The organism is Roseococcus sp. GW821-FHT12F05, assembly GCF_058806835.1.
Genome location: NZ_JBXAQB010000006.1, coordinates 1 through 16,327, shown reverse-complemented (window position 1 = coordinate 16,327; position 16,327 = coordinate 1). Strand labels below are relative to the sequence as shown.

The 16,327-nt window shown below is 71.5% G+C and carries 18 protein-coding genes and 1 tRNA gene; 14 read left to right on the top strand and 5 right to left on the bottom strand.

What is annotated here, in order from left to right; all coding sequences use genetic code 11:
• Positions 1-22 precede the first annotated feature (22 nt).
• Genes phnG through AC1ROY_RS16345 form a run of 8 tightly spaced genes read left to right on the top strand, consistent with a single transcriptional unit; the run spans position 23 to position 6,249 of the window.
• Positions 23-457, top strand: a complete 435-nt coding sequence (gene phnG, locus AC1ROY_RS16380) for a phosphonate C-P lyase system protein PhnG (protein WP_493149923.1) — start codon at positions 23-25, stop codon at positions 455-457.
• Positions 454-1,023 carry a phosphonate C-P lyase system protein PhnH gene (phnH, locus tag AC1ROY_RS16375; RefSeq protein ID WP_493149922.1) on the top strand — a complete coding sequence of 190 codons (570 nt, stop codon included), beginning with the start codon at positions 454-456 and terminating at the stop codon, positions 1,021-1,023. Before phnG ends, phnH begins: the two co-directional genes overlap by 4 nt.
• The gene (locus AC1ROY_RS16370; protein ID WP_493149921.1) at positions 1,023-2,126 is read left to right on the top strand and encodes a carbon-phosphorus lyase complex subunit; all 1,104 of its coding nucleotides are present in this window, start codon (positions 1,023-1,025) and stop codon (positions 2,124-2,126) included. The genes phnH and AC1ROY_RS16370 overlap by 1 nt, the downstream gene beginning before the upstream one ends.
• Positions 2,123-2,980, top strand: a complete 858-nt coding sequence (locus AC1ROY_RS16365) for an alpha-D-ribose 1-methylphosphonate 5-phosphate C-P-lyase PhnJ (RefSeq protein ID WP_493149920.1) — start codon at positions 2,123-2,125, stop codon at positions 2,978-2,980. Before AC1ROY_RS16370 ends, AC1ROY_RS16365 begins: the two co-directional genes overlap by 4 nt.
• On the top strand, positions 2,977-3,750 hold the full coding sequence (gene phnK / locus AC1ROY_RS16360) for a phosphonate C-P lyase system protein PhnK (protein WP_493149919.1): 774 nt from the start codon (positions 2,977-2,979) through the stop codon (positions 3,748-3,750). Before AC1ROY_RS16365 ends, phnK begins: the two co-directional genes overlap by 4 nt.
• Entirely contained in the window at positions 3,747-4,445 is a 699-nt protein-coding gene (gene phnL / locus AC1ROY_RS16355; protein WP_493149918.1) for a phosphonate C-P lyase system protein PhnL, read from the top strand. The genes phnK and phnL overlap by 4 nt, the downstream gene beginning before the upstream one ends.
• Positions 4,442-5,575 carry an alpha-D-ribose 1-methylphosphonate 5-triphosphate diphosphatase gene (locus AC1ROY_RS16350; RefSeq protein WP_493149917.1) on the top strand — a complete coding sequence of 378 codons (1,134 nt, stop codon included), beginning with the start codon at positions 4,442-4,444 and terminating at the stop codon, positions 5,573-5,575. Before phnL ends, AC1ROY_RS16350 begins: the two co-directional genes overlap by 4 nt.
• Positions 5,576-5,577: 2 nt before the next feature.
• Positions 5,578-6,249: a DUF1045 domain-containing protein gene (locus AC1ROY_RS16345; RefSeq protein WP_493149916.1), complete on the top strand. Its 672-nt coding sequence runs from the start codon at positions 5,578-5,580 to the stop codon at positions 6,247-6,249.
• A gap of 3 nt (positions 6,250-6,252) precedes the next feature.
• On the opposite strand, the gene AC1ROY_RS16340 is transcribed toward AC1ROY_RS16345, so the two are convergent.
• Positions 6,253-6,795: an EF-hand domain-containing protein gene (locus tag AC1ROY_RS16340; protein WP_493149915.1), complete on the bottom strand. Its 543-nt coding sequence runs from the start codon at positions 6,793-6,795 to the stop codon at positions 6,253-6,255.
• Between the two features lie 187 nt (positions 6,796-6,982).
• Between AC1ROY_RS16340 and AC1ROY_RS16335 the strand changes: the two genes are divergently transcribed.
• Positions 6,983-7,714 (top strand): hypothetical protein, encoded by a 732-nt coding sequence (locus tag AC1ROY_RS16335; RefSeq protein WP_493149914.1) that lies wholly within the window; start codon positions 6,983-6,985, stop codon positions 7,712-7,714.
• Positions 7,715-7,723: 9 nt separating this feature from the next.
• Here the strand turns inward: AC1ROY_RS16335 and AC1ROY_RS16330 are convergent.
• Positions 7,724-7,795, bottom strand: a tRNA-Thr gene (locus AC1ROY_RS16330).
• A gap of 171 nt (positions 7,796-7,966) precedes the next feature.
• On the opposite strand from AC1ROY_RS16330, the gene rlmB reads away from it, so the two are divergent.
• From rlmB to AC1ROY_RS16305, 5 genes are all read left to right on the top strand, one after another.
• Positions 7,967-8,734: a 23S rRNA (guanosine(2251)-2'-O)-methyltransferase RlmB gene (rlmB, locus tag AC1ROY_RS16325; protein ID WP_493149913.1), complete on the top strand. Its 768-nt coding sequence runs from the start codon at positions 7,967-7,969 to the stop codon at positions 8,732-8,734.
• A 5-nt stretch (positions 8,735-8,739) separates the two neighbouring features.
• Positions 8,740-9,504 carry a 2-keto-4-pentenoate hydratase gene (locus AC1ROY_RS16320; protein WP_493149912.1) on the top strand — a complete coding sequence of 255 codons (765 nt, stop codon included), beginning with the start codon at positions 8,740-8,742 and terminating at the stop codon, positions 9,502-9,504.
• Positions 9,505-9,604: 100 nt separating this feature from the next.
• Positions 9,605-9,829, top strand: a complete 225-nt coding sequence (locus AC1ROY_RS16315) for a hypothetical protein (protein WP_493149911.1) — start codon at positions 9,605-9,607, stop codon at positions 9,827-9,829.
• 176 nt (positions 9,830-10,005) lie between these two features.
• Positions 10,006-11,463, top strand: a complete 1,458-nt coding sequence (gene glpD / locus AC1ROY_RS16310) for a glycerol-3-phosphate dehydrogenase (protein ID WP_493149910.1) — start codon at positions 10,006-10,008, stop codon at positions 11,461-11,463.
• A gap of 6 nt (positions 11,464-11,469) precedes the next feature.
• Positions 11,470-12,153 (top strand): HAD-IA family hydrolase, encoded by a 684-nt coding sequence (locus AC1ROY_RS16305; RefSeq protein ID WP_493149909.1) that lies wholly within the window; start codon positions 11,470-11,472, stop codon positions 12,151-12,153.
• Positions 12,154-12,234: 81 nt separating this feature from the next.
• Here AC1ROY_RS16305 and AC1ROY_RS16300 read toward each other — a convergent pair whose 3' ends face one another.
• The 3 genes from AC1ROY_RS16300 to AC1ROY_RS16290 are packed head-to-tail and all read right to left on the bottom strand — an operon-like array spanning position 12,235 to position 16,114.
• Positions 12,235-13,515 (bottom strand): c-type cytochrome, encoded by a 1,281-nt coding sequence (locus AC1ROY_RS16300; RefSeq protein WP_493149908.1) that lies wholly within the window; start codon positions 13,513-13,515, stop codon positions 12,235-12,237.
• Between the two features lie 2 nt (positions 13,516-13,517).
• Positions 13,518-15,662: a xanthine dehydrogenase family protein molybdopterin-binding subunit gene (locus tag AC1ROY_RS16295; protein WP_493149907.1), complete on the bottom strand. Its 2,145-nt coding sequence runs from the start codon at positions 15,660-15,662 to the stop codon at positions 13,518-13,520.
• Positions 15,659-16,114 carry a (2Fe-2S)-binding protein gene (locus AC1ROY_RS16290; RefSeq protein WP_493149906.1) on the bottom strand — a complete coding sequence of 152 codons (456 nt, stop codon included), beginning with the start codon at positions 16,112-16,114 and terminating at the stop codon, positions 15,659-15,661. The genes AC1ROY_RS16295 and AC1ROY_RS16290 overlap by 4 nt, the downstream gene beginning before the upstream one ends.
• Positions 16,115-16,327 lie beyond the last annotated feature (213 nt).

The window sequence follows — 16,327 nt, the reverse complement described above, 5'->3', positions numbered from 1 at the left end:
AGACGTTTAGTCGTCTATACAAATGATAGACCGTTCCGCATGGATGTCTATCCTCGCCCGAGCCTCGGTCGAGGATATGGAAGCCCGGCTGGCAGATGCACCTGCCCTGCCCCCGCATCGCGTGATCCGTGGGCCCGAAATCGGGTTGACGATGCTGCGCGGCCGCGCCGGCGGGGATGGCGCGGCCTTCAACCTCGGCGAGGCGACGGTGACGCGCTGCTCGGTGAGCCTGGCAGATGGCACGCTGGGCCATTGCTGGCGGCTCGGGCGCGACCGGCGCGCGGCGGAGCTGGCGGCGGCGCTGGACGCGGCGCTCCAGCAGGACGCCCTGCGGTCCGTGCTGCTCGACGCGGTGGTGGAACCGTTGCGCGCGACGCAGGCCGAGGCGGCGGCGCTGACCGCCCGCCGCGCCGCGGCCACGGAAGTCCGCTTCGCGACACTGGCGGCCATGCGATGAAGCCCGCCTTCACAGACTCGGTCTTCGGCGCCCAGGAAGCCTTCCGGTCGCTCATGGACGCCATGGCCCGCCCCGGGCGCATCCAGCGCTGCGACGTGCTGCCCGACCTGCCAGAGGCGCTGGCCCCTTCCGCCGCCGCCGCGCTGCTGGCGCTGGCCGATGCCGAGACGCCGGTCTGGACCGACGCCACCGGCGAGGCGCGCGAGTGGATCGCCTTCCACACCGGCGCGCCGCTCGTGGCCGACGCCGCGAAGGCGCAGTTCCTGCTGGCCACCGGCGCCATGCCGAAGCTGTCGGCGCTCGACGCGGGCACGGACGAGGTGCCGCAGGACAGCGCAACGCTGATTCTTCAGCTCGATGCGCTCACGGAAGGCGCGGGCTGGCGCCTGACCGGCCCCGGTATCGAGCACGAGCATCGGCTCGCCGCCGCCGGCCTGCCCGCCGACTTCGCCGCGCAATGGGCCGCCAACCGCAAGGGCTTTCCCTGCGGCGTGGACCTGATCCTCTGCACGGGGGCGCGAATTGCCGCCCTGCCGCGCTCCACCCGCATCGAGGAGGCTGGCTGATGTATGTGGCCGTGAAGGGCGGCGACGCCGCTATCTCCGCTGCCCACGCCTGGCTCGCCCAGCGCCGCCGCGGCGACGAATCCCTGGCCGAGCTCTCCGCCGAGCAGATCGAGCAGCAGCTCGGCCTCGCCGTGGATCGCGTGATGGCCGAGGGCTCCTGCCACGACCGCGGCCTCGCCGCGCTGGCCATCAAGCAGGCGCGCGGCGACCTCATCGAGGCCGCCTTCCTGCTGCGGGCCTACCGCAACACGCTCTCGCGCTTCGCCGCCTGCGAGCCCATCGACACCGGCGCCATGCGCGTCCAGCGCCGCATCAGCGCCACCTACAAGGACCTGCCGGGCGGCCAGGTGCTGGGCCCGACCTTCGACTACACGCACCGGCTGCTCGACTTCGCGCTGGCCGCGGAAGGCCTGCCGCCCGCCGAGCCGGAGGAGGCCGAGGCCGCTTCCGCCACGATGCCCCGCGTCACCGAGCTGCTGGCGCGCGAGGGGCTGATGTCGCGCGACATCGCGGGTGGCGACGAGGCGCCGCCCGACCTCACCCGCGAGCCCCTGCCCTTCCCCACGCCGCGCCCGCTGCGGCTGCAGTCGCTGGCCCGCGGCGACGAGGGCTTTCTGCTGGGCCTCGGCTATTCCACCCAGCGCGGCTACGGCAACGCGCATCCCTTCGTGGCCGAGCTGCGCATGGGCGAGGTCGAGGTGTTCATGGCCCCCTCCGAGCTCGGCTTTGCGGTCTCGATCGGCGACATCACGGTCACCGAGTGCCAGATGGTGAACCAGTTCGCCGGCAGCGCGGCCAACCCACCGCAGTTCACACGCGGCTACGGCCTCGCGATGGGCCATGGCGAGCGCCGTGCCATGGCGATGGCGCTGGTGGACCGCGCCCTCATGGCCCAGGAAATGGGCGAGGAGGCCACCGCCCCTGCCCAGGACGCCGAGTTCGTCCTTCTTCATGCCGACAATGTCGAGGCCACCGGCTTCGTCGAGCACCTCAAGCTGCCGCATCACGTCGACTTCCAGAGCGAGCTGGAGAAGCTCCGCAGCATCCGCGCGCGCTGGCAGGCGGACCGCGATGCCGCGCCCATCCAGGAAGCCGCCGAATGAACGCCATCACGCCCCGCAACGCGCCGGAGAACGCCTACAACTTCGCCTATCTGGACGAGGCGACGAAGCGGATGATCCGCCGCGCCATCCTCAAGGCCATCGCCATCCCGGGCCACCAGATCCCCTTCGGCGCGCGCGAGATGCCGCTGCCCTATGGCTGGGGCACCGGCGGCATCCAGGTGACGGCGGCGATCCTCGGCCCCCGCGACGTGCTCAAGGTCATCGACCAGGGCGCGGATGATACGACCAACGCCGTCTCCATCCGCCGCTTCTTCGCCCGAGTTGCGAATGTGGAGACGACCACGCGCACGGCCGAGGCGACCATCATCCAGACGCGCCACCGCATCCCCGAGCGGCCGCTGACCGAGGGCCAGGTGATGGTCTTCCAGGTGCCGATGCCCGAGCCGCTCTTCAAGCTGGAGCCGCGGCTCGCGGAGACGCGCCGGCTGCATGCGCTGGGCGACTACTCGCTGGCCCAGGTGAAGCTCTACGAGGACATCGCCAAGCAGGGCGAGAGCGGCAGCAGCTACAACCACCCGGTGATGGTGGGCGGGCGCTACCTCATGTCGCCCTCGCCCATCCCGGGCTTCGACAATCCGAAGCTGCACAACTCGCCCGCGCTGATGCTCTTCGGCGCGGGACGCGAGAAGAAAATCTACGCCGTGCCGCCCTACACGACGGTGCACAGCCTCGATTTCGAGGACCATCCCTTCAAGCCGATGCGCGCGCCGCAGCGCTGCTCGGCCTGCGGGAGCGCGACCAGCTACCTCGACGAGATCATCGCCGACGACCAGGGCGGGCGCATCTTCGTCTGCTCCGACACCGACCATTGCGCGGAGACCCAAGGGATATGAGCGCGCCGTTGCTGGAAGCCGCCAACCTGCATCTGCGCTTCGGCGCCGTGCGCGCGCTGGATGGCGTGGACATCGAGATCTTCCCGGGCGAGGTGGTCGCCATCGTCGGCGAGAGCGGCTCGGGAAAATCCACGCTGCTGCGCGTGCTGGCCGGCAACATGAACGCCGATGCCGGCACCGTCCTGTACCGCGACGCCGACGGCGAGGCGCACGACATCCACGCGCTGAGCGAAGCTGGGCGCAGAAAGCTCATGCGCAGCGACTGGGGCTTCGTGCACCAGAACGCGCGCGACGGGCTGCGCATGGGCATCTCGGCCGGCGGCAATGTCGGCGAGCGGCTGATGGCCGCGGGCGACCGCAACTACGCCCATATCCGCGCCGAGGCTGCCGACTGGATGGCGCGCGTCGAGATGGACCCCGCCCGCATCGACGAGCCGCCGAAGAATTTCTCGGGCGGCATGCAGCAGCGCCTGCAGATCGCGCGCTGCCTCGTGACCAATCCGCGGCTGGTCTTCATGGACGAGCCGACCGGCGGCCTCGACGTCAGCGTGCAGGCCCGCCTGCTGGACCTGATCCGCGGGCTGGTCTCGCAGCTCGGGCTTGCCGTCTTCTTCGTGACCCACGACATCGCGGCGGCGCGGCTGCTGGCGCACCGCATCGTGGTGATGCGCCACGGCCGCATCGTCGAGGAGGGGCTGGCCGACCGGGTGCTGGACGACCCGCGCCACGCCTACACCCAGCTCCTCGTCTCCTCGGTGCTCGCGGCATGAGCGCGGCCCTCCAAGTGGAAGCCCTGGCGAAGGGCTTCACCCTGCACCTCCAGGGCGGCATCGGCTTCCAGGTGCTGAAATCCGAGGCGCTGGTCGTGATGCCCGGCGAGTGCGTGGCGCTGACCGGCCCCTCGGGCGCAGGAAAGTCGACGCTGATGCGGTGCCTCCAGGGCAACTACGGGGCCGACTCCGGGCGGATCATGCTCGCCCATCGCGGCGGCCTCGCCGACCTCGCCGCCGCCGATGCGCGGCTGGTGCGGGAAATCCGGCGCGAGACGCTGGGCTATGTCTCGCAGTTCCTGCGCGTCATCCCCCGCGTCTCCGCCCGCGACGTGGTGGCCGAGCCGCTGATCGACCGCGGCATGGCGCCCGACGAGGCCCGCGAGCGCGCCACCGCCCTGCTCACCCGCCTCAACCTTCCGCCGCGCCTGCACGGCCTGCCGCCGGCCACCTTCTCGGGCGGCGAGCAGCAGCGGGTGAACCTCGCCCGCGGCTTCGCGCCCGACTACCCGATCTTGCTCCTGGACGAGCCCACCGCCAGCCTCGACGCCGCCAACCGCGAGGTGGTGATCGACCTGATCGGCGAGGCCAAGGCGCGGGGCGCCGCGCTTGTGGGAATCTTCCATGACATCGAAGTGCGCGACCGGGTGGCGGATCGATTCCACGAGATTCTCCCCCTAGAAGACGCGGCATGAGTGAAACAATTCTGACCAACGCCCGCCTCGTCCTGCCCGAGGCGGTCCTCGACGGCACCATCACGATCCGCGACGGGCTCATCGCCGACATCCAGCCGGGCCCCTCGCACTGCGCCTCCGCCATCGACTGCCAGGGCGACATCCTCATCCCCGGCGTGGTGGACGTGCACACCGACAACCTCGAGCGCCAGGTCCTGCCGCGCGCCAATGCCCGCTGGCCCTCGCGCTCCGCCTTCGTCTCGCACGACGCGCAATGCGCCGCCGCCGGCGTGACCACGGTGCTGGACGCGCTCTGCCTCGGCGACCTCGGCTTCGACCAGGGCCGCGACCAGACCTTTCGCGACGGCGTCGAGGATCTGACCGCCATGTCGACCTCGGGCCTCATGAAGTCCGAGCACCTGCTGCACCTGCGCTGCGAGCTGCCGGCCCGCGACATGCCGGGGGCCCTGGAGCCGGTGGCGAACCATCCGCTCATCGCCATGGTCAGCCTGATGGACCACTCCCCCGGCGTCGGCCAGTACCGCGACATCCCCCGCTACCGCGCCATGCGCATCCGCCAAACTCGGATGACCGACGACGAGGTGGAGCGCCGCATCGCGCAGCTCCGTGAGCAGCGCGCGGAGCTGCGCGAGAAGCAGCGGTCCTGGGTGCTCTCGCTCTTCGCCGGCCGCGACATCCCGCTCGCCAGCCATGACGACGAGGAGGCCGAGCAGGTCCGCCGCAACGCCGAGGACGGCATCCGGGTGGCGGAATTCCCGGTGACCATGGAGGCGGCCGAGGAGGCCGCGCGCATCGGCGTCGGCGTGGTCGGCGGGGCGCCCAACATCGTCCGCGGCGGCAGCCATTCGGGCAATGTGGCCATGATGGATCTGGTCCGGGCGGGCGCGATGGACGTGCTGGCCAGCGACTACGTGCCGCCGGCGATGATCGAGGCGGCCTTCATCGTCGCGAAGGAGGTCGGGCTGCCGCGCGCGATCGCCATGATCACCTCCGCGCCGGCCGCCATGTGCCGGCTGGCCGATCGCGGCACGCTGGTGCCGGGGCTGCGCGCCGACCTCGTGCGGATCACGCAGCACGATGCGATGCCGGTGGTGCGACAGGTGTGGCGCGGCGGGGAGCGGGTTGCCTGACGATGGTGGCACGGGTCGCCGTCTATTACGCGCCGGAGCTCGACGATCCGCTGCATCCGGCCGCCAGCGCCTGGCTCGGCCGTGATGCCGAGACGGGCGCCACGCTCGCGCAGCCGGAGCTTCCGGACATCGCCGGCATCACCGCCGATCCGCGCAACTACGGCTTCCACGCGACGCTGAAGCCGCCCTTCCGGCTGGCGATGGGCTACCCGGATTTCCTGGCCGAGGTGGCGCGCTGGGCCGCCGCCGCCGCGCCCTTCGAGCTGCCGCCGCTCTCGGTGCAGGATCTCAAGGGATTTCTGGCGCTGCGTGAGACGGAGCCCTGTCCGCCCCTGCACGCACTGGCCGACAGCGCCGTCGAAGCGCTCGATGCCCATCGCGCTCCGCCCACGGAAGCCGAGCTGGCACGCCGCCGCAAGGCGAAGCTCAGCGAAGCGCACGAAGCGATGCTAGCCCGCTGGGGCTATCCCTACGTCATGGGCGAGTGGCAGTTCCACATGACGCTGACGCGCCGCCTCACGCCGGAGGAGCGCGACATCTGCCGCCCCGCCGCCGAGGCGCATTTCGCCGGCATCGCCGGGGTTTCGAGAAAGGTCGGGGCGGTCTGCGTCTTCACGCAGGCCGCCCCGGGGGCGCCCTTCCTGATCGGGGAGAGGATCAGGCTGGGCGGCTAGGCGCTACTGCGCGGGCGCGGCCGGAGCGGCGGGAGCCGCCGGCGCGCCGCGCTCGCCACGATGACCGCGGTGGTGGCCGCCGCGCGGGCCGCGCTGCGGCAGCTCGTCGCGGGTGATCGCGCCGTCGGAATTCGCGTCCATGGCGCGGAAGCGCGCCTGGGCGAAGGGCTGGATCTCCGTCAGCGTGACGATGCCGTCGCTATTGGCGTCGAAGCCGCGGAACATGGCGCCGCGCATGCGCTCCGTCCGCTCGGCCTGGCCAGGCCGGGGCCCGGGCGGCGTCGCGACGTCGGGCCCACCGCCCATGAAGCGCATCGTGCCGAATTCCTGGATCGTCACCCCGCCGCTGCGGTCGGCGTCGGCCGCGTTGAAGCGCGAGGTCGCGAAGGCCCAGGACTCGTCCCAGGAGATGCGGCCATCACGGTTTGCGTCCATCAGTTCGAACATGCGCGCGCCCGGCGAGGGGCCGGGTCCCGCGGGTTGGGCCAGGGCCGCGCCGCTGCCAAGCAGCACCACGCCGAAAGCCAGGGTCTGGGCCAGTTTCATCGTTTTCTCCGTCGGCGGGGCATCGCGGGATGCGTCCCCGTTGATGTGGAAGATGGGGGATGCGTGTAACGCGGGCATGCCGGGCGGCGCGATTCCCGTGAGGAAATGTGACGAAGCCGATCCGGTGCGGGAGACCAGGATCGGCCCGTGTTCACCCCAGCTTAACGGCCCGCGGCGATGATGTCGCATGAGCATCTCGTCCGGCCCTTCCTTCGTCTCCGGCGCGCTCCAGCTTCTTGCGCACGGCCCGGAGGCGGGCGGGCGGCGGGGCAGCCAGGCAGCGGCCCCGCTCGTTCCCGGCGAGGCTCCGGAGCGAAAGCGCGGCGGCCTGCCCGCGGACGAGCTGGATGCGGTCCTGCAGGCCATGGCCCCGCTCATCGGGAATCGCCCCGCGGACGAGGCCATGGCCGGCGTCGGCAACCTGGCGGGCGACATCGCGGCCGTGCGAGCGACCGGGGAGGACGTCGCGCTGATCACCTGGGACGTGGCGGGCCATGGAGGCATGGGCTTCGCCCTGAGCGGGCGGGAACTGGCCGCAGCGCTCATGTCCGACGACCCGAACTCACTGGGCACCATCACCACGAGCGACGGGAAGGTCGTCTTCGGGCGCGACCTCCTGCGCGAGGCGCTCGTTCCGAGAATCGATCCCGAACAGGCGGCCGCGGGCCTCGGGCCCTCGGCGAAGGACAGGATCGCCGCGGCCGTTTCCAGGATGATCGAAAAGGCGGCGGAGGACGGCACCGGGGCTTCCCCTCCCTCCGCGGGCGGCGGCGAGGACGGCGGCGCCCCGGTCACCCAGATCAGGATCACGGCCGCGCAGAAGGGCGATCCGTGGATGACGGTCACGATCCTTCCGGCCCAGGCCAGCACAGCGGTCAGCGGCAAGGCGGAGGGGCAGTTGCTGGACATGCAGGCCTGATCGGTCGCCTGCCGGGTGTCGGGATTGAACCGACGACCTACCGCTTACAAGGCGGTTGCTCTACCGCTGAGCTAACCCGGCGCGCCGCGCGGCTTTCTAGAGCAGCGCGCCACCGCTTGCCAGCGAGCTGTTTCCCGCACCCTTGTCAGCGGGCCATTTCCCGCACCCTTGTCGGCGAGCCATTTCCGCGCCCTTGTCAGCGAGCCATTCCCGCGCCCTTGTCAGGGCGACGCGCCCGCGCTTCATGACGGCATGCGCCATCACCGCCACCGGCCCCGCCCCACCCCGGACGCCGCCTCCGTCGGCGAGGCCGGCGCCTGGCTCTACGGCCTGCATGCCGTCTCGGCCGCCCTCGCCAATCCCGAACGGCGGCTGCGGCGCCTGCTGGTCACCCGCACGGCCGAGCAGGAGCTGGCCGAGCGCTTCTCGCCCCCCTGGCGCGTCGTCCCCGAGCTGGTGGAGCGGCCGCGCCTCGATTCCCTGCTCCCGCCCGACGCCATCCACCAGGGCGCGGCCCTCCTCGCCGAGCCGCTGGACCCGCCGCCCATGGAGAAGCTGCTGGAGCACACGACCGGCCCGGTCCTGGTGCTCGACCAGGTGACCGATCCGCGCAACGTCGGCGCGATCCTGCGATCGGCCGCGGCCTTCGGCGCGGCGGCGATCGTCGTGCAGGACCGCCACGCGCCGCAGGAGACGGGCCTGCTGGCCCGCGCCGCCTCGGGCGCGCTGGAGGCGGTGCCGATCCTGCGCGAGGTGAACCTCGCCCGCGCGCTGGAGGTGCTGAAGAAGTCCGGCCTCTGGGTGGTCGGGCTGGAGGCCTCCGGCCCTGTTACCCTCGCGCAATCCGGCCTGACCGGCCGCCGCGTGGCCCTGGTGCTGGGCGCCGAGGGCGAGGGCATGCGCCGCCTCACCCGGGAAAGCTGCGACGAGCTGGTGCGGCTGCCCATCCGTCCCGCCATGGAGAGCCTGAACGTCTCGGCCGCCGCGGCGGTCGCCCTCTACGAACTGGCAAGGGAGTGAAAGCAATGAGTCCAGCGGCGAAGCTCATCCTGGAGGCCTGGAAGGCGAAGCGGATCCTGGCGCCGCTCGGCGCCGACGCCCCGAAGACGCCCGCCGAGGGCTATGCCGTCCAGTTCGAGGTCGCGAAGAGCCTGGGCGCCGTGCCGCCCGCCGGCTTCAAGATCGGCGCGACCACGAAGCAGATGCAGGACTATCTCGGCCTGACGCACCCGGCCGCGGGCTTCGTGCCCGCCAGCAGCCTGAACGCCGACGGCGTCACCCTGCCCTTCCAGGACTTTCTGAACGTCGGCGTGGAGTGCGAGGTGGGCGTGCGGCTCGGCGCCGACCTGCCCTTCGGCCCGACCGCCCGCGCCCAGGCCGAGGCCGCCGTGGCCGACGTCTTCCCGGCCATCGAGATCGTCGAGAAGCGCTATGGCGACCTCGCCGAGCTCGGCACGCCCACCCTCATCGCCGACCAGGTGTTTCATGCGGCCGGCGTGCTGGGCGCGCCCCATGCCGCCTGGAAAGACCTCGACCTCGGCGCCATCAGAGGCGAGATGACGGTGGACGGGGTCTCCAAGGGCTCCGGCCACGGGCGCGATCTGCTGGGCCACCCGATGGAGGCGCTGGCCTGGCTGGCCGGCTCCGGCGCGGCCGAGGTGTTCGGAGGGCTGAAGAAGGGACAGGTGGTCTGGCTCGGCTCGGTGACGCCGCCGATCTGGCTGGAAGGACCCTGCTCCGTGGTCGTCGCCTTCGAGGGGCTTGGAAAGGCCTCCCTCCGCTTCTCGTGAAAGAGTTTGTTAAGGCGACTCCATCTAGAGAATCCTGCCTGGCGATCTGCCGGGCTTCGACACCACCGCCAGAAGGGCGGGCAGCAGGATGAACCATCCCATGCCTCCCGACTGGAAGGAGATGCCGGACGAGCTGCAGCTCGTCCTCGCCCGCGAGGCCCTGCGCCGCGCCGCCGAGACGCTGGCCGAGCATGCCGAGCTGCTGGCGCTGGAAATGGAGGGCGGCGCGCTGCGTGACCGCGGCGGGCCGGATGCGCTGCGGCTCTTCGCCTCGGTCGTCCGTGCGACCAGCCTGGAGGGGCTGGGCCCGGTCGGGCATGCCTGATTGCCGCCCTCAGGCGCAGCCGCGCCGCTGAGGCAACACCGGGCCGGGGGGGGGGGTGGATTGGGCGGCACCGGCCCCCTCGAGGCAGCGGTCCGGCCGGGCGGGGCCGGGCATGGTTCGTCCCTCCTTCTACCGCATGACTTTCCATTCCGGCGCCGGACCGGCATTTTCCGGCGATGCAGTCTTTCGATATCCTGGTGATCGGCGGTGGGGTGAACGGCGCGGGGATCGCGCGCGACCTCACGGGGCGCGGCCATTCCGTGATCCTGGCCGAGCAGGGCGACCTCGCCCAGGCCACCTCCTCCGCCTCCTCCAAGCTCATCCATGGCGGGCTCCGCTACCTCGAGCATTACGAGTTCCGCCTGGTGCGCGAGGCGCTGGGCGAACGCGAGATCCTGCTGCGGCTGGCGCCGCACATCATGTGGCCCATGCGCTTCGTCCTGCCGCACCGGCCCGAGATGCGGCCGCGCTGGATGATCCGGGCCGGGCTCTTCCTGTACGACCACCTGGCCAAGCGCGTCTCGCTGCCCGGTGCCGAAACCTTCCGAACGGCGGAGAACCCGATGGGCGCGGCGCTGAAGCCGGAGATCACCCACGCCTTCGCCTATTCGGATGGCTGGGTGGAAGACAGCCGACTCGTCCTGCTCAACGCGCGTGACGCGGCGGCGCGCGGCGCCGATATCCGGACGCGCACGCTCTTCGAGGGGGCGGTCCGCCATGCCGGCCATTGGGAGGTCACGCTGCGCGGCCTGGACGAGCAGGCTCAGCATCTCCGCGTACGCGGCATCGTGAACGCGGCCGGCCCCTGGGTGCAGCGGGCGCTGGACCTGGCCCATGCGCAGAAGCCGGGCGCGGTGCGGCTGATCCGCGGCAGCCACATCGTCCTGCCGCGGCTCTACCAGGGCGAGCACGCCTTCATCCTGCAGAACGACGATCGCCGCGTGGTCTTCGTCATCCCCTACGAGGACCAGTTCAGCCTCGTCGGCACGACGGACGTGCCGCATGAGGGCGATCCGTCCCACCCCGTCTGCACGCCCGAGGAGGCCGAGTATCTCTGCGCCGCCGTCTCGCGCCAGTTCCGCCGCGCCATCACGCCGGCGGAGATCGTGTGGACCTATTCCGGCGTGCGGCCGCTCTTTGACGACGGCGCGGCCGACCCCTCCTCGGTGACGCGCGACTACGTTCTGAAGCTCGACACATCGGCGGCGCCCGTGCTGAGCGTCTATGGCGGCAAGATCACCACCTTCCGGCGGCTGGCCGAGGAGGCGGCTGGGAAGATCGGCCATGCGCTCGGGAAGGAAGGCACGGCCTGGACCGCCGGTGCCGTGCTGCCGGGCGGCGAGCTCGGCGGGAAGACGCGGACGGAGTTCGCCGCCGAGATGGCGCGCGCCCTGCCCTTCCTCGATCCCGCGACGCTGCCGAGGCTGGTGCGCACCCATGGCAGCGACCTCGTGAAGGTCTTCGCCAACGGCCCGGGCACCTCCCTTCCGGCCGGCCTCACCATGGCGGAGCTGGACTGGATGAAGCGCGAGGAATGGGCCCGCACGGCCGACGACGTGCTCTGGCGCCGCACCAAGCTCGGCCTGCACATGACCCCCGACGAGCGGGACATAGTGGGCGCGGCCATGGGCTGAGGCGCGATGTGTCCACAGCTGATCATCTTCGACTTCGACGGGACCCTCGCGGACAGCGCGCCCTGGTTCGCGGGCGAGCTCAACCGCGTGGCCCGGCGCTTCCGGTTCCGCGAGACCGATGATCAGGAGAGGGAGGCACTGCGCCGGATGGACACGCGGTCCATTCTCCGGTCCCTGCGCATCCCGGCCTGGAAGATCCCCTTCATCGCCCGGCACATTCGGCGCCGCGTGGCGGAGGACGCGGCGTCGATCCCGCTCTTCCCCGGCACGCCGGAATTGCTGCGCCGGCTGTCGGAAAGCCGGATTCCCCTGGCCGTCGTCAGCTCCAATTCGGAAGCCAACATCCGCCGCATCCTGGCCGGCAGCGCGGACCACATCGCGCATTACGAATGCGGCGCCTCGCTCTTCGGCAAGGCGCGACGCTTCCGCCTCCTGATCCGCCGGACCGGCGCCGATCCGCACGCCGTGCTCTGCATCGGCGACGAGCTGCGCGACATCGAGGCCGCCCGCGCGTCCGGGGCGCGAGCCGTCGCGGTCAGCTGGGGCTACGCCGCCCGCGACCTGCTGGCGAGCGGCGGGCCGGACCTGCTGGTCGACACCATGGATGAACTGCCCGGAGCTCTCTGGGAGGGGTTTTGCCCCTCCCAGACCCACCCCGCCAAAGGCCGAGAGGCCTTTGGAAACCAATAGTTTAGGGTCCAAGGCCAAAAGCCATGGCGGGTGGGTTGGCCGCGAAGCGGAGACAACGAGGAGGGCAGAGCCCTCCTCAAGTCAGCGCGACGCGATCGGCTGCGCCGGCCCCCGGTTCCGCGCGATCTGCGCCGCCGTCACCTGCCCCTGCCGCCCGCCGAAGCGCGCGATGGTGAAGTTCGCCAGCGCGGCCAGCTCCGCATCCGTGTAGCCACCCGCGAAGGCGTGCATGAACATCAGCCCCTGGCTGGTCTGCAGCTCCGTCCCGCGCGTCAGCACCTGAACGAGGTTGGTGCCCGCCGGGTCGCCCGTCGTGCGCGAGCCCGCCAGGCCTGCCCAGGGCGATTGTCGGCCCTGCCCGTTCGGCAGATGGCACCCGGCGCAGGCCTGCGCGAAGAGCCGCGCGCCCAACGGGTCCGGCTCGACCGGCGTCACGCCGGCCTGCACGACCGGCGGGCCGCTCGACTGCGGGGGGATGCTGCGCAGATAGGCTACCATCGCGCGGATATCGTCCGGCTCCAGGAAGCGCAGGCTGTGCGAGACCGCCTCCGCCATCGGGCCCGAGGCTGGCCCGCGCCCCTGGGCGTGGCCGGTCGAAAGGTATTGCGCGAGCTGGTCGTCCGTCCAGGCGCCGATGCCCGTCTCGCGGTCGCTGCTGATGTTGTAGGCGAGCCAGCCGTCCTGCACCTCGCCCGCATAGGCGCGGCTGCGATCCAGCGCGAACATGGCATTGCGCGGCGTGTGGCACTCGGCGCAATGGGCCAGCGCCTCCACCAGATAGGCGCCGCGATTCCAGGCGGCATCACGGCCGGGATCGGGTCGGAAGGACTCGGAGGGCAGGAACAGCGCCTTCCAGGCCCGGACGGCGTAGCGCTGGTTGAAGGGAAAGCCGAGCTCGTTGGGGCGGTTGGGCTCGCGCACCGGCGTCAGCGTCGCGAGGAAGGCGCGGATGGCCAGCGCGTCGTCCGTCGATAGCAGCGCATAGGCCGTGTAGGGGAAGACGGGATAGAGGTCCTCGCCGTGCCGGCCCACGCCCCGGCGCAGGGCACGCACGAACTCCGCGTCGCTCCAGGCGCCGATGCCGGTCTCGCGATCGGGCGTGATGTTGGGCGCGTAGATGGTGCCGAAGGGCAGCTCGAAGGGCCGCCCGCCCGCGAATTCCTGCCCGCCCGGCACGGTGTGGCAGGCCACGCAGTCGCCGGCGCGCGCGAGGTAGGCGCCACGGGCGACCAGGGCCTCGCCCGTCACCTGAGCGGGGCTGGCCGCAACCTGCGGCAGCGAGGCCGGCCAGAAGAAGAAAGCCCCTGCGCCCAGGCCGAGCACGACCAGGATTCCGAGGGTGAACTTGAGCCAGCGGCGCATGGTCAGCTCCCTCCCAGCGCGTCGGCAAAGGGCAGCCGTCTGATGCGCCGCCCCGTCGCCGCGAAGATCGCATTGCCCAGCGCGGGCGCGGCCGCGGCCGTGCCGGACTCGCCCATGCCGCCGGGCGCCTCCGTGCTCGCGACGATATGGATCTCGATCCGTGGTGCTTCGTTGATACGCATCGCGCGGTAGTCGTGGAAGTTGCTCTGTTCCACCGCGCCGGCCTTGAAGTCGATCCGGTTGTACATCGCGGCGCCGAGGCCGAAGATCAGCCCGCCCTCGATCTGGGCGCGCACCGTGTCGGGGTTGACGACCATGCCGCAATCCAGCGCCACGACGACGCGGTGCAGGAGGATCTCACCCTCCTTCACCTCCGCCTCCACGACGCAGGAGAGGTAGGTGCCGAAGGCCAGCTGCAGCTCGATGCCGCGCCCCCGCCCGGCCGGCAATGGCGTGCCCCAGCCCGACTTCTCCGCCGCCAGGTTCAGCACGGCCAGCGCCCGCGGGTCCTGCAGCATCGCCCGGCGGAACTGCACGGGATCCTGCCGCGCCGCCAGGGCGAGCTCGTCCACGAAGCTCTCCACGACGAAGAGGTTGTGGGTCGCGCCCACGCCGCGCCACCAGCTGGTGTTCACGCCCTCCGGCTCGTGCCGCACGAAGTCCACCAGGAGGGCCTTCTCGTCATAGGGCGTCTCGGCCGTGCTCTCGACCGCGTCGCTGTCGATCCCGTTGACGAAGAAAGCCGGTGCCCAGCGCGCCATGATGGAGGAGCCCGTGACGCGATGCGTGCGGCCCACCAGCCGGCCCGAGGCGTCGAGGCCGGCGGAGACGCGGTCGTAGTAGTAGGGCCGGTAGTAGTCGTGCTGGAGGTCCTCCTCCCGCGTCCAGACTAGCTTCACGGGATAGGCGATCTGCTTCACCAGCGCCGCTGCAAGCCCCACGCTGTCGATGTCGAGCCGCCGGCCGAAGGCGCCGCCCATGTACTGGTTGTGCACGACCACCTTGTCCTGCGGCAGGCCCGTCGCCTCGGCGACCGCCTTCTGCGCGCGGACCGGCACCTGCGTGCCCACCCAGACCTCGGCGCCGTCGGGGCGGATGTGGAGGGTGCAGTTCAGCGGCTCCAGGGCGGCATGCGACAGGAAGGGCAGCTCGTAGACGGCGGAGACCTTCGTCGCGGCGCCGGCGATGGCGGCCGCCGCATCGCCCTCGCGCTTCGCGACCACGCCGGGATTTCGGGAGGCCTGCTCCATCGAGGCCACGATCGCGGCGGTGGTGACGGCGCCGAGCGTCCCGGAATCCCAGACGGGCCGCAGCGCCTCGAGCCCCATCTTCGCCGCCCACATGTGGTCGCCGATGACGGCCACGGCCTCGTCGCCCGCGCGGACCACGTCGCGGACCCCGGGCACGCGGCGCGCGGCGGCCTCGTCCATGCGCAGGAGCTTCGCCCCCTTGGCCGGCGCGATCGCGAGCGTGCCGATGCCCATGCCCGGCACCTTCACGTCGAGGCCGAAGACGGCGGTGCCGTTGACCTTGGCGGGCGTGTCGATGCGCTTCGCCGGCGTGCCGATCAGCCGGAACGCGCTGGCGGGCTTGAGCGGAATCTCCCTCGGCACCGGCTGCCGCGCGGCGGCCTCGGCCAGCTCGCCATAGCCCGCGGAACGGCCGCTCGCCTCGTGGTGCACGACGCCCTTCTCGACGCGGCAGCTCGCGGGCTCGACGCCCCATTGCTCCGCGGCGGCGGCGACCAGCATCATCCGCATCGCGGCTGCGGCCTGGCGCAGGCGCATCCAGTCCGCGCGCGTCGAGGTGGAACCGCCGGTCGCCTGGTCGCCGAGCAGCGGGTTCATGTAGCGGCGCAGGTCCGGCGGGGCTGCCTCGACCCGCACCTGGTCGAGCCCGACCTCCAGCTCCTCCGCCATCAGCATGGCCGAGCTGGTGTAGATGCCCTGCCCCACCTCGGCATTCGGGGCGACCAGGGCGATGCCGCCCTGGGGGTCGATCCGCACGAAGGCGTGGGGGTCGGCCGACGGATCGGCCGCCTGGCTTCGGCTGGACAGCCGGAAGCCGAGCGCGAGCCCGCCGCCCAGCATCGCGACCTTGAGGAGCGTGCGGCGCCCTGTGGCGGCGCGCTCCAGCACGGCGCTCATGCCGAGGCCTCCGCCGCGGCGTGGATGGCCTCGCGGATGCGCACATAGGTGCCGCAGCGGCAGATGTTGCCCGACATCGCGGCGTCGATATCCGCGTCCGTGGGGCGGGGCGTCTGGTTGAGCAGCGCCGTCGCGGACATGATCTGGCCGGACTGGCAGTAGCCGCACTGGACCACCTCCTTGTCGAGCCAGGCCTGCTGGATCTTCCGGCCGTTCGGCGTCTCGCCGACCTTCTCGATGGTCGAGATCGGCTGGTCGCCGATCAGGCCGACGGGGAGCAGGCAGGAGCGGACGGCCTCGCCCGCCATGTGCACGGTGCAGGCGCCGCATTGCGCGATGCCGCAGCCGAACTTCGTGCCGGTCATTCCCAGCACGTCGCGCAGCACCCAGAGCAGCGGCATGTCATCGGGGACGTCGACCGCGTGGGTCTCGCCGTTGATGGTCAGGTTCATGGGGGTCTCTCCGGGTGCGCGACGCGGCACCCCGTAAAGGGTGCGATGTCCTGCATCTTGGCGCGGAGGACGTTCCGGCAAGTGAAGGACTTGCCGGGTTTTTGTCGATTTGTGCCCTGGTCTGCGGCGCGGGCGGCTAGGCTCAGGACTCATTGATTAGATCCAGAAGATGACGGCTGCTGCGATGCAGATGGCTGAGAAGAAGGTATGCGC

Bases quoted from the DNA above. Each gene is read 5' to 3' on its own strand.
- phnG (WP_493149923.1), top strand. From the start codon at position 23: ATGATAGACCGTTCCGCATGGATGTCTATCCTCGCCCGAGCCTCGGTC.
- phnH (WP_493149922.1), top strand. From the start codon at position 454: ATGAAGCCCGCCTTCACAGACTCGGTCTTCGGCGCCCAGGAAGCCTTC.
- AC1ROY_RS16370 (WP_493149921.1), top strand. From the start codon at position 1,023: ATGTATGTGGCCGTGAAGGGCGGCGACGCCGCTATCTCCGCTGCCCAC.
- AC1ROY_RS16365 (WP_493149920.1), top strand. From the start codon at position 2,123: ATGAACGCCATCACGCCCCGCAACGCGCCGGAGAACGCCTACAACTTC.
- phnK (WP_493149919.1), top strand. From the start codon at position 2,977: ATGAGCGCGCCGTTGCTGGAAGCCGCCAACCTGCATCTGCGCTTCGGC.
- phnL (WP_493149918.1), top strand. From the start codon at position 3,747: ATGAGCGCGGCCCTCCAAGTGGAAGCCCTGGCGAAGGGCTTCACCCTG.
- AC1ROY_RS16350 (WP_493149917.1), top strand. From the start codon at position 4,442: ATGAGTGAAACAATTCTGACCAACGCCCGCCTCGTCCTGCCCGAGGCG.
- AC1ROY_RS16345 (WP_493149916.1), top strand. From the start codon at position 5,578: ATGGTGGCACGGGTCGCCGTCTATTACGCGCCGGAGCTCGACGATCCG.
- AC1ROY_RS16340 (WP_493149915.1), bottom strand. From the start codon at position 6,795: ATGAAACTGGCCCAGACCCTGGCTTTCGGCGTGGTGCTGCTTGGCAGC.
- AC1ROY_RS16335 (WP_493149914.1), top strand. From the start codon at position 6,983: ATGAGCATCTCGTCCGGCCCTTCCTTCGTCTCCGGCGCGCTCCAGCTT.
- rlmB (WP_493149913.1), top strand. From the start codon at position 7,967: ATGCGCCATCACCGCCACCGGCCCCGCCCCACCCCGGACGCCGCCTCC.
- AC1ROY_RS16320 (WP_493149912.1), top strand. From the start codon at position 8,740: ATGAGTCCAGCGGCGAAGCTCATCCTGGAGGCCTGGAAGGCGAAGCGG.
- AC1ROY_RS16315 (WP_493149911.1), top strand. From the start codon at position 9,605: ATGCCTCCCGACTGGAAGGAGATGCCGGACGAGCTGCAGCTCGTCCTC.
- glpD (WP_493149910.1), top strand. From the start codon at position 10,006: ATGCAGTCTTTCGATATCCTGGTGATCGGCGGTGGGGTGAACGGCGCG.
- AC1ROY_RS16305 (WP_493149909.1), top strand. From the start codon at position 11,470: ATGTGTCCACAGCTGATCATCTTCGACTTCGACGGGACCCTCGCGGAC.
- AC1ROY_RS16300 (WP_493149908.1), bottom strand. From the start codon at position 13,515: ATGCGCCGCTGGCTCAAGTTCACCCTCGGAATCCTGGTCGTGCTCGGC.
- AC1ROY_RS16295 (WP_493149907.1), bottom strand. From the start codon at position 15,662: ATGAGCGCCGTGCTGGAGCGCGCCGCCACAGGGCGCCGCACGCTCCTC.
- AC1ROY_RS16290 (WP_493149906.1), bottom strand. From the start codon at position 16,114: ATGAACCTGACCATCAACGGCGAGACCCACGCGGTCGACGTCCCCGAT.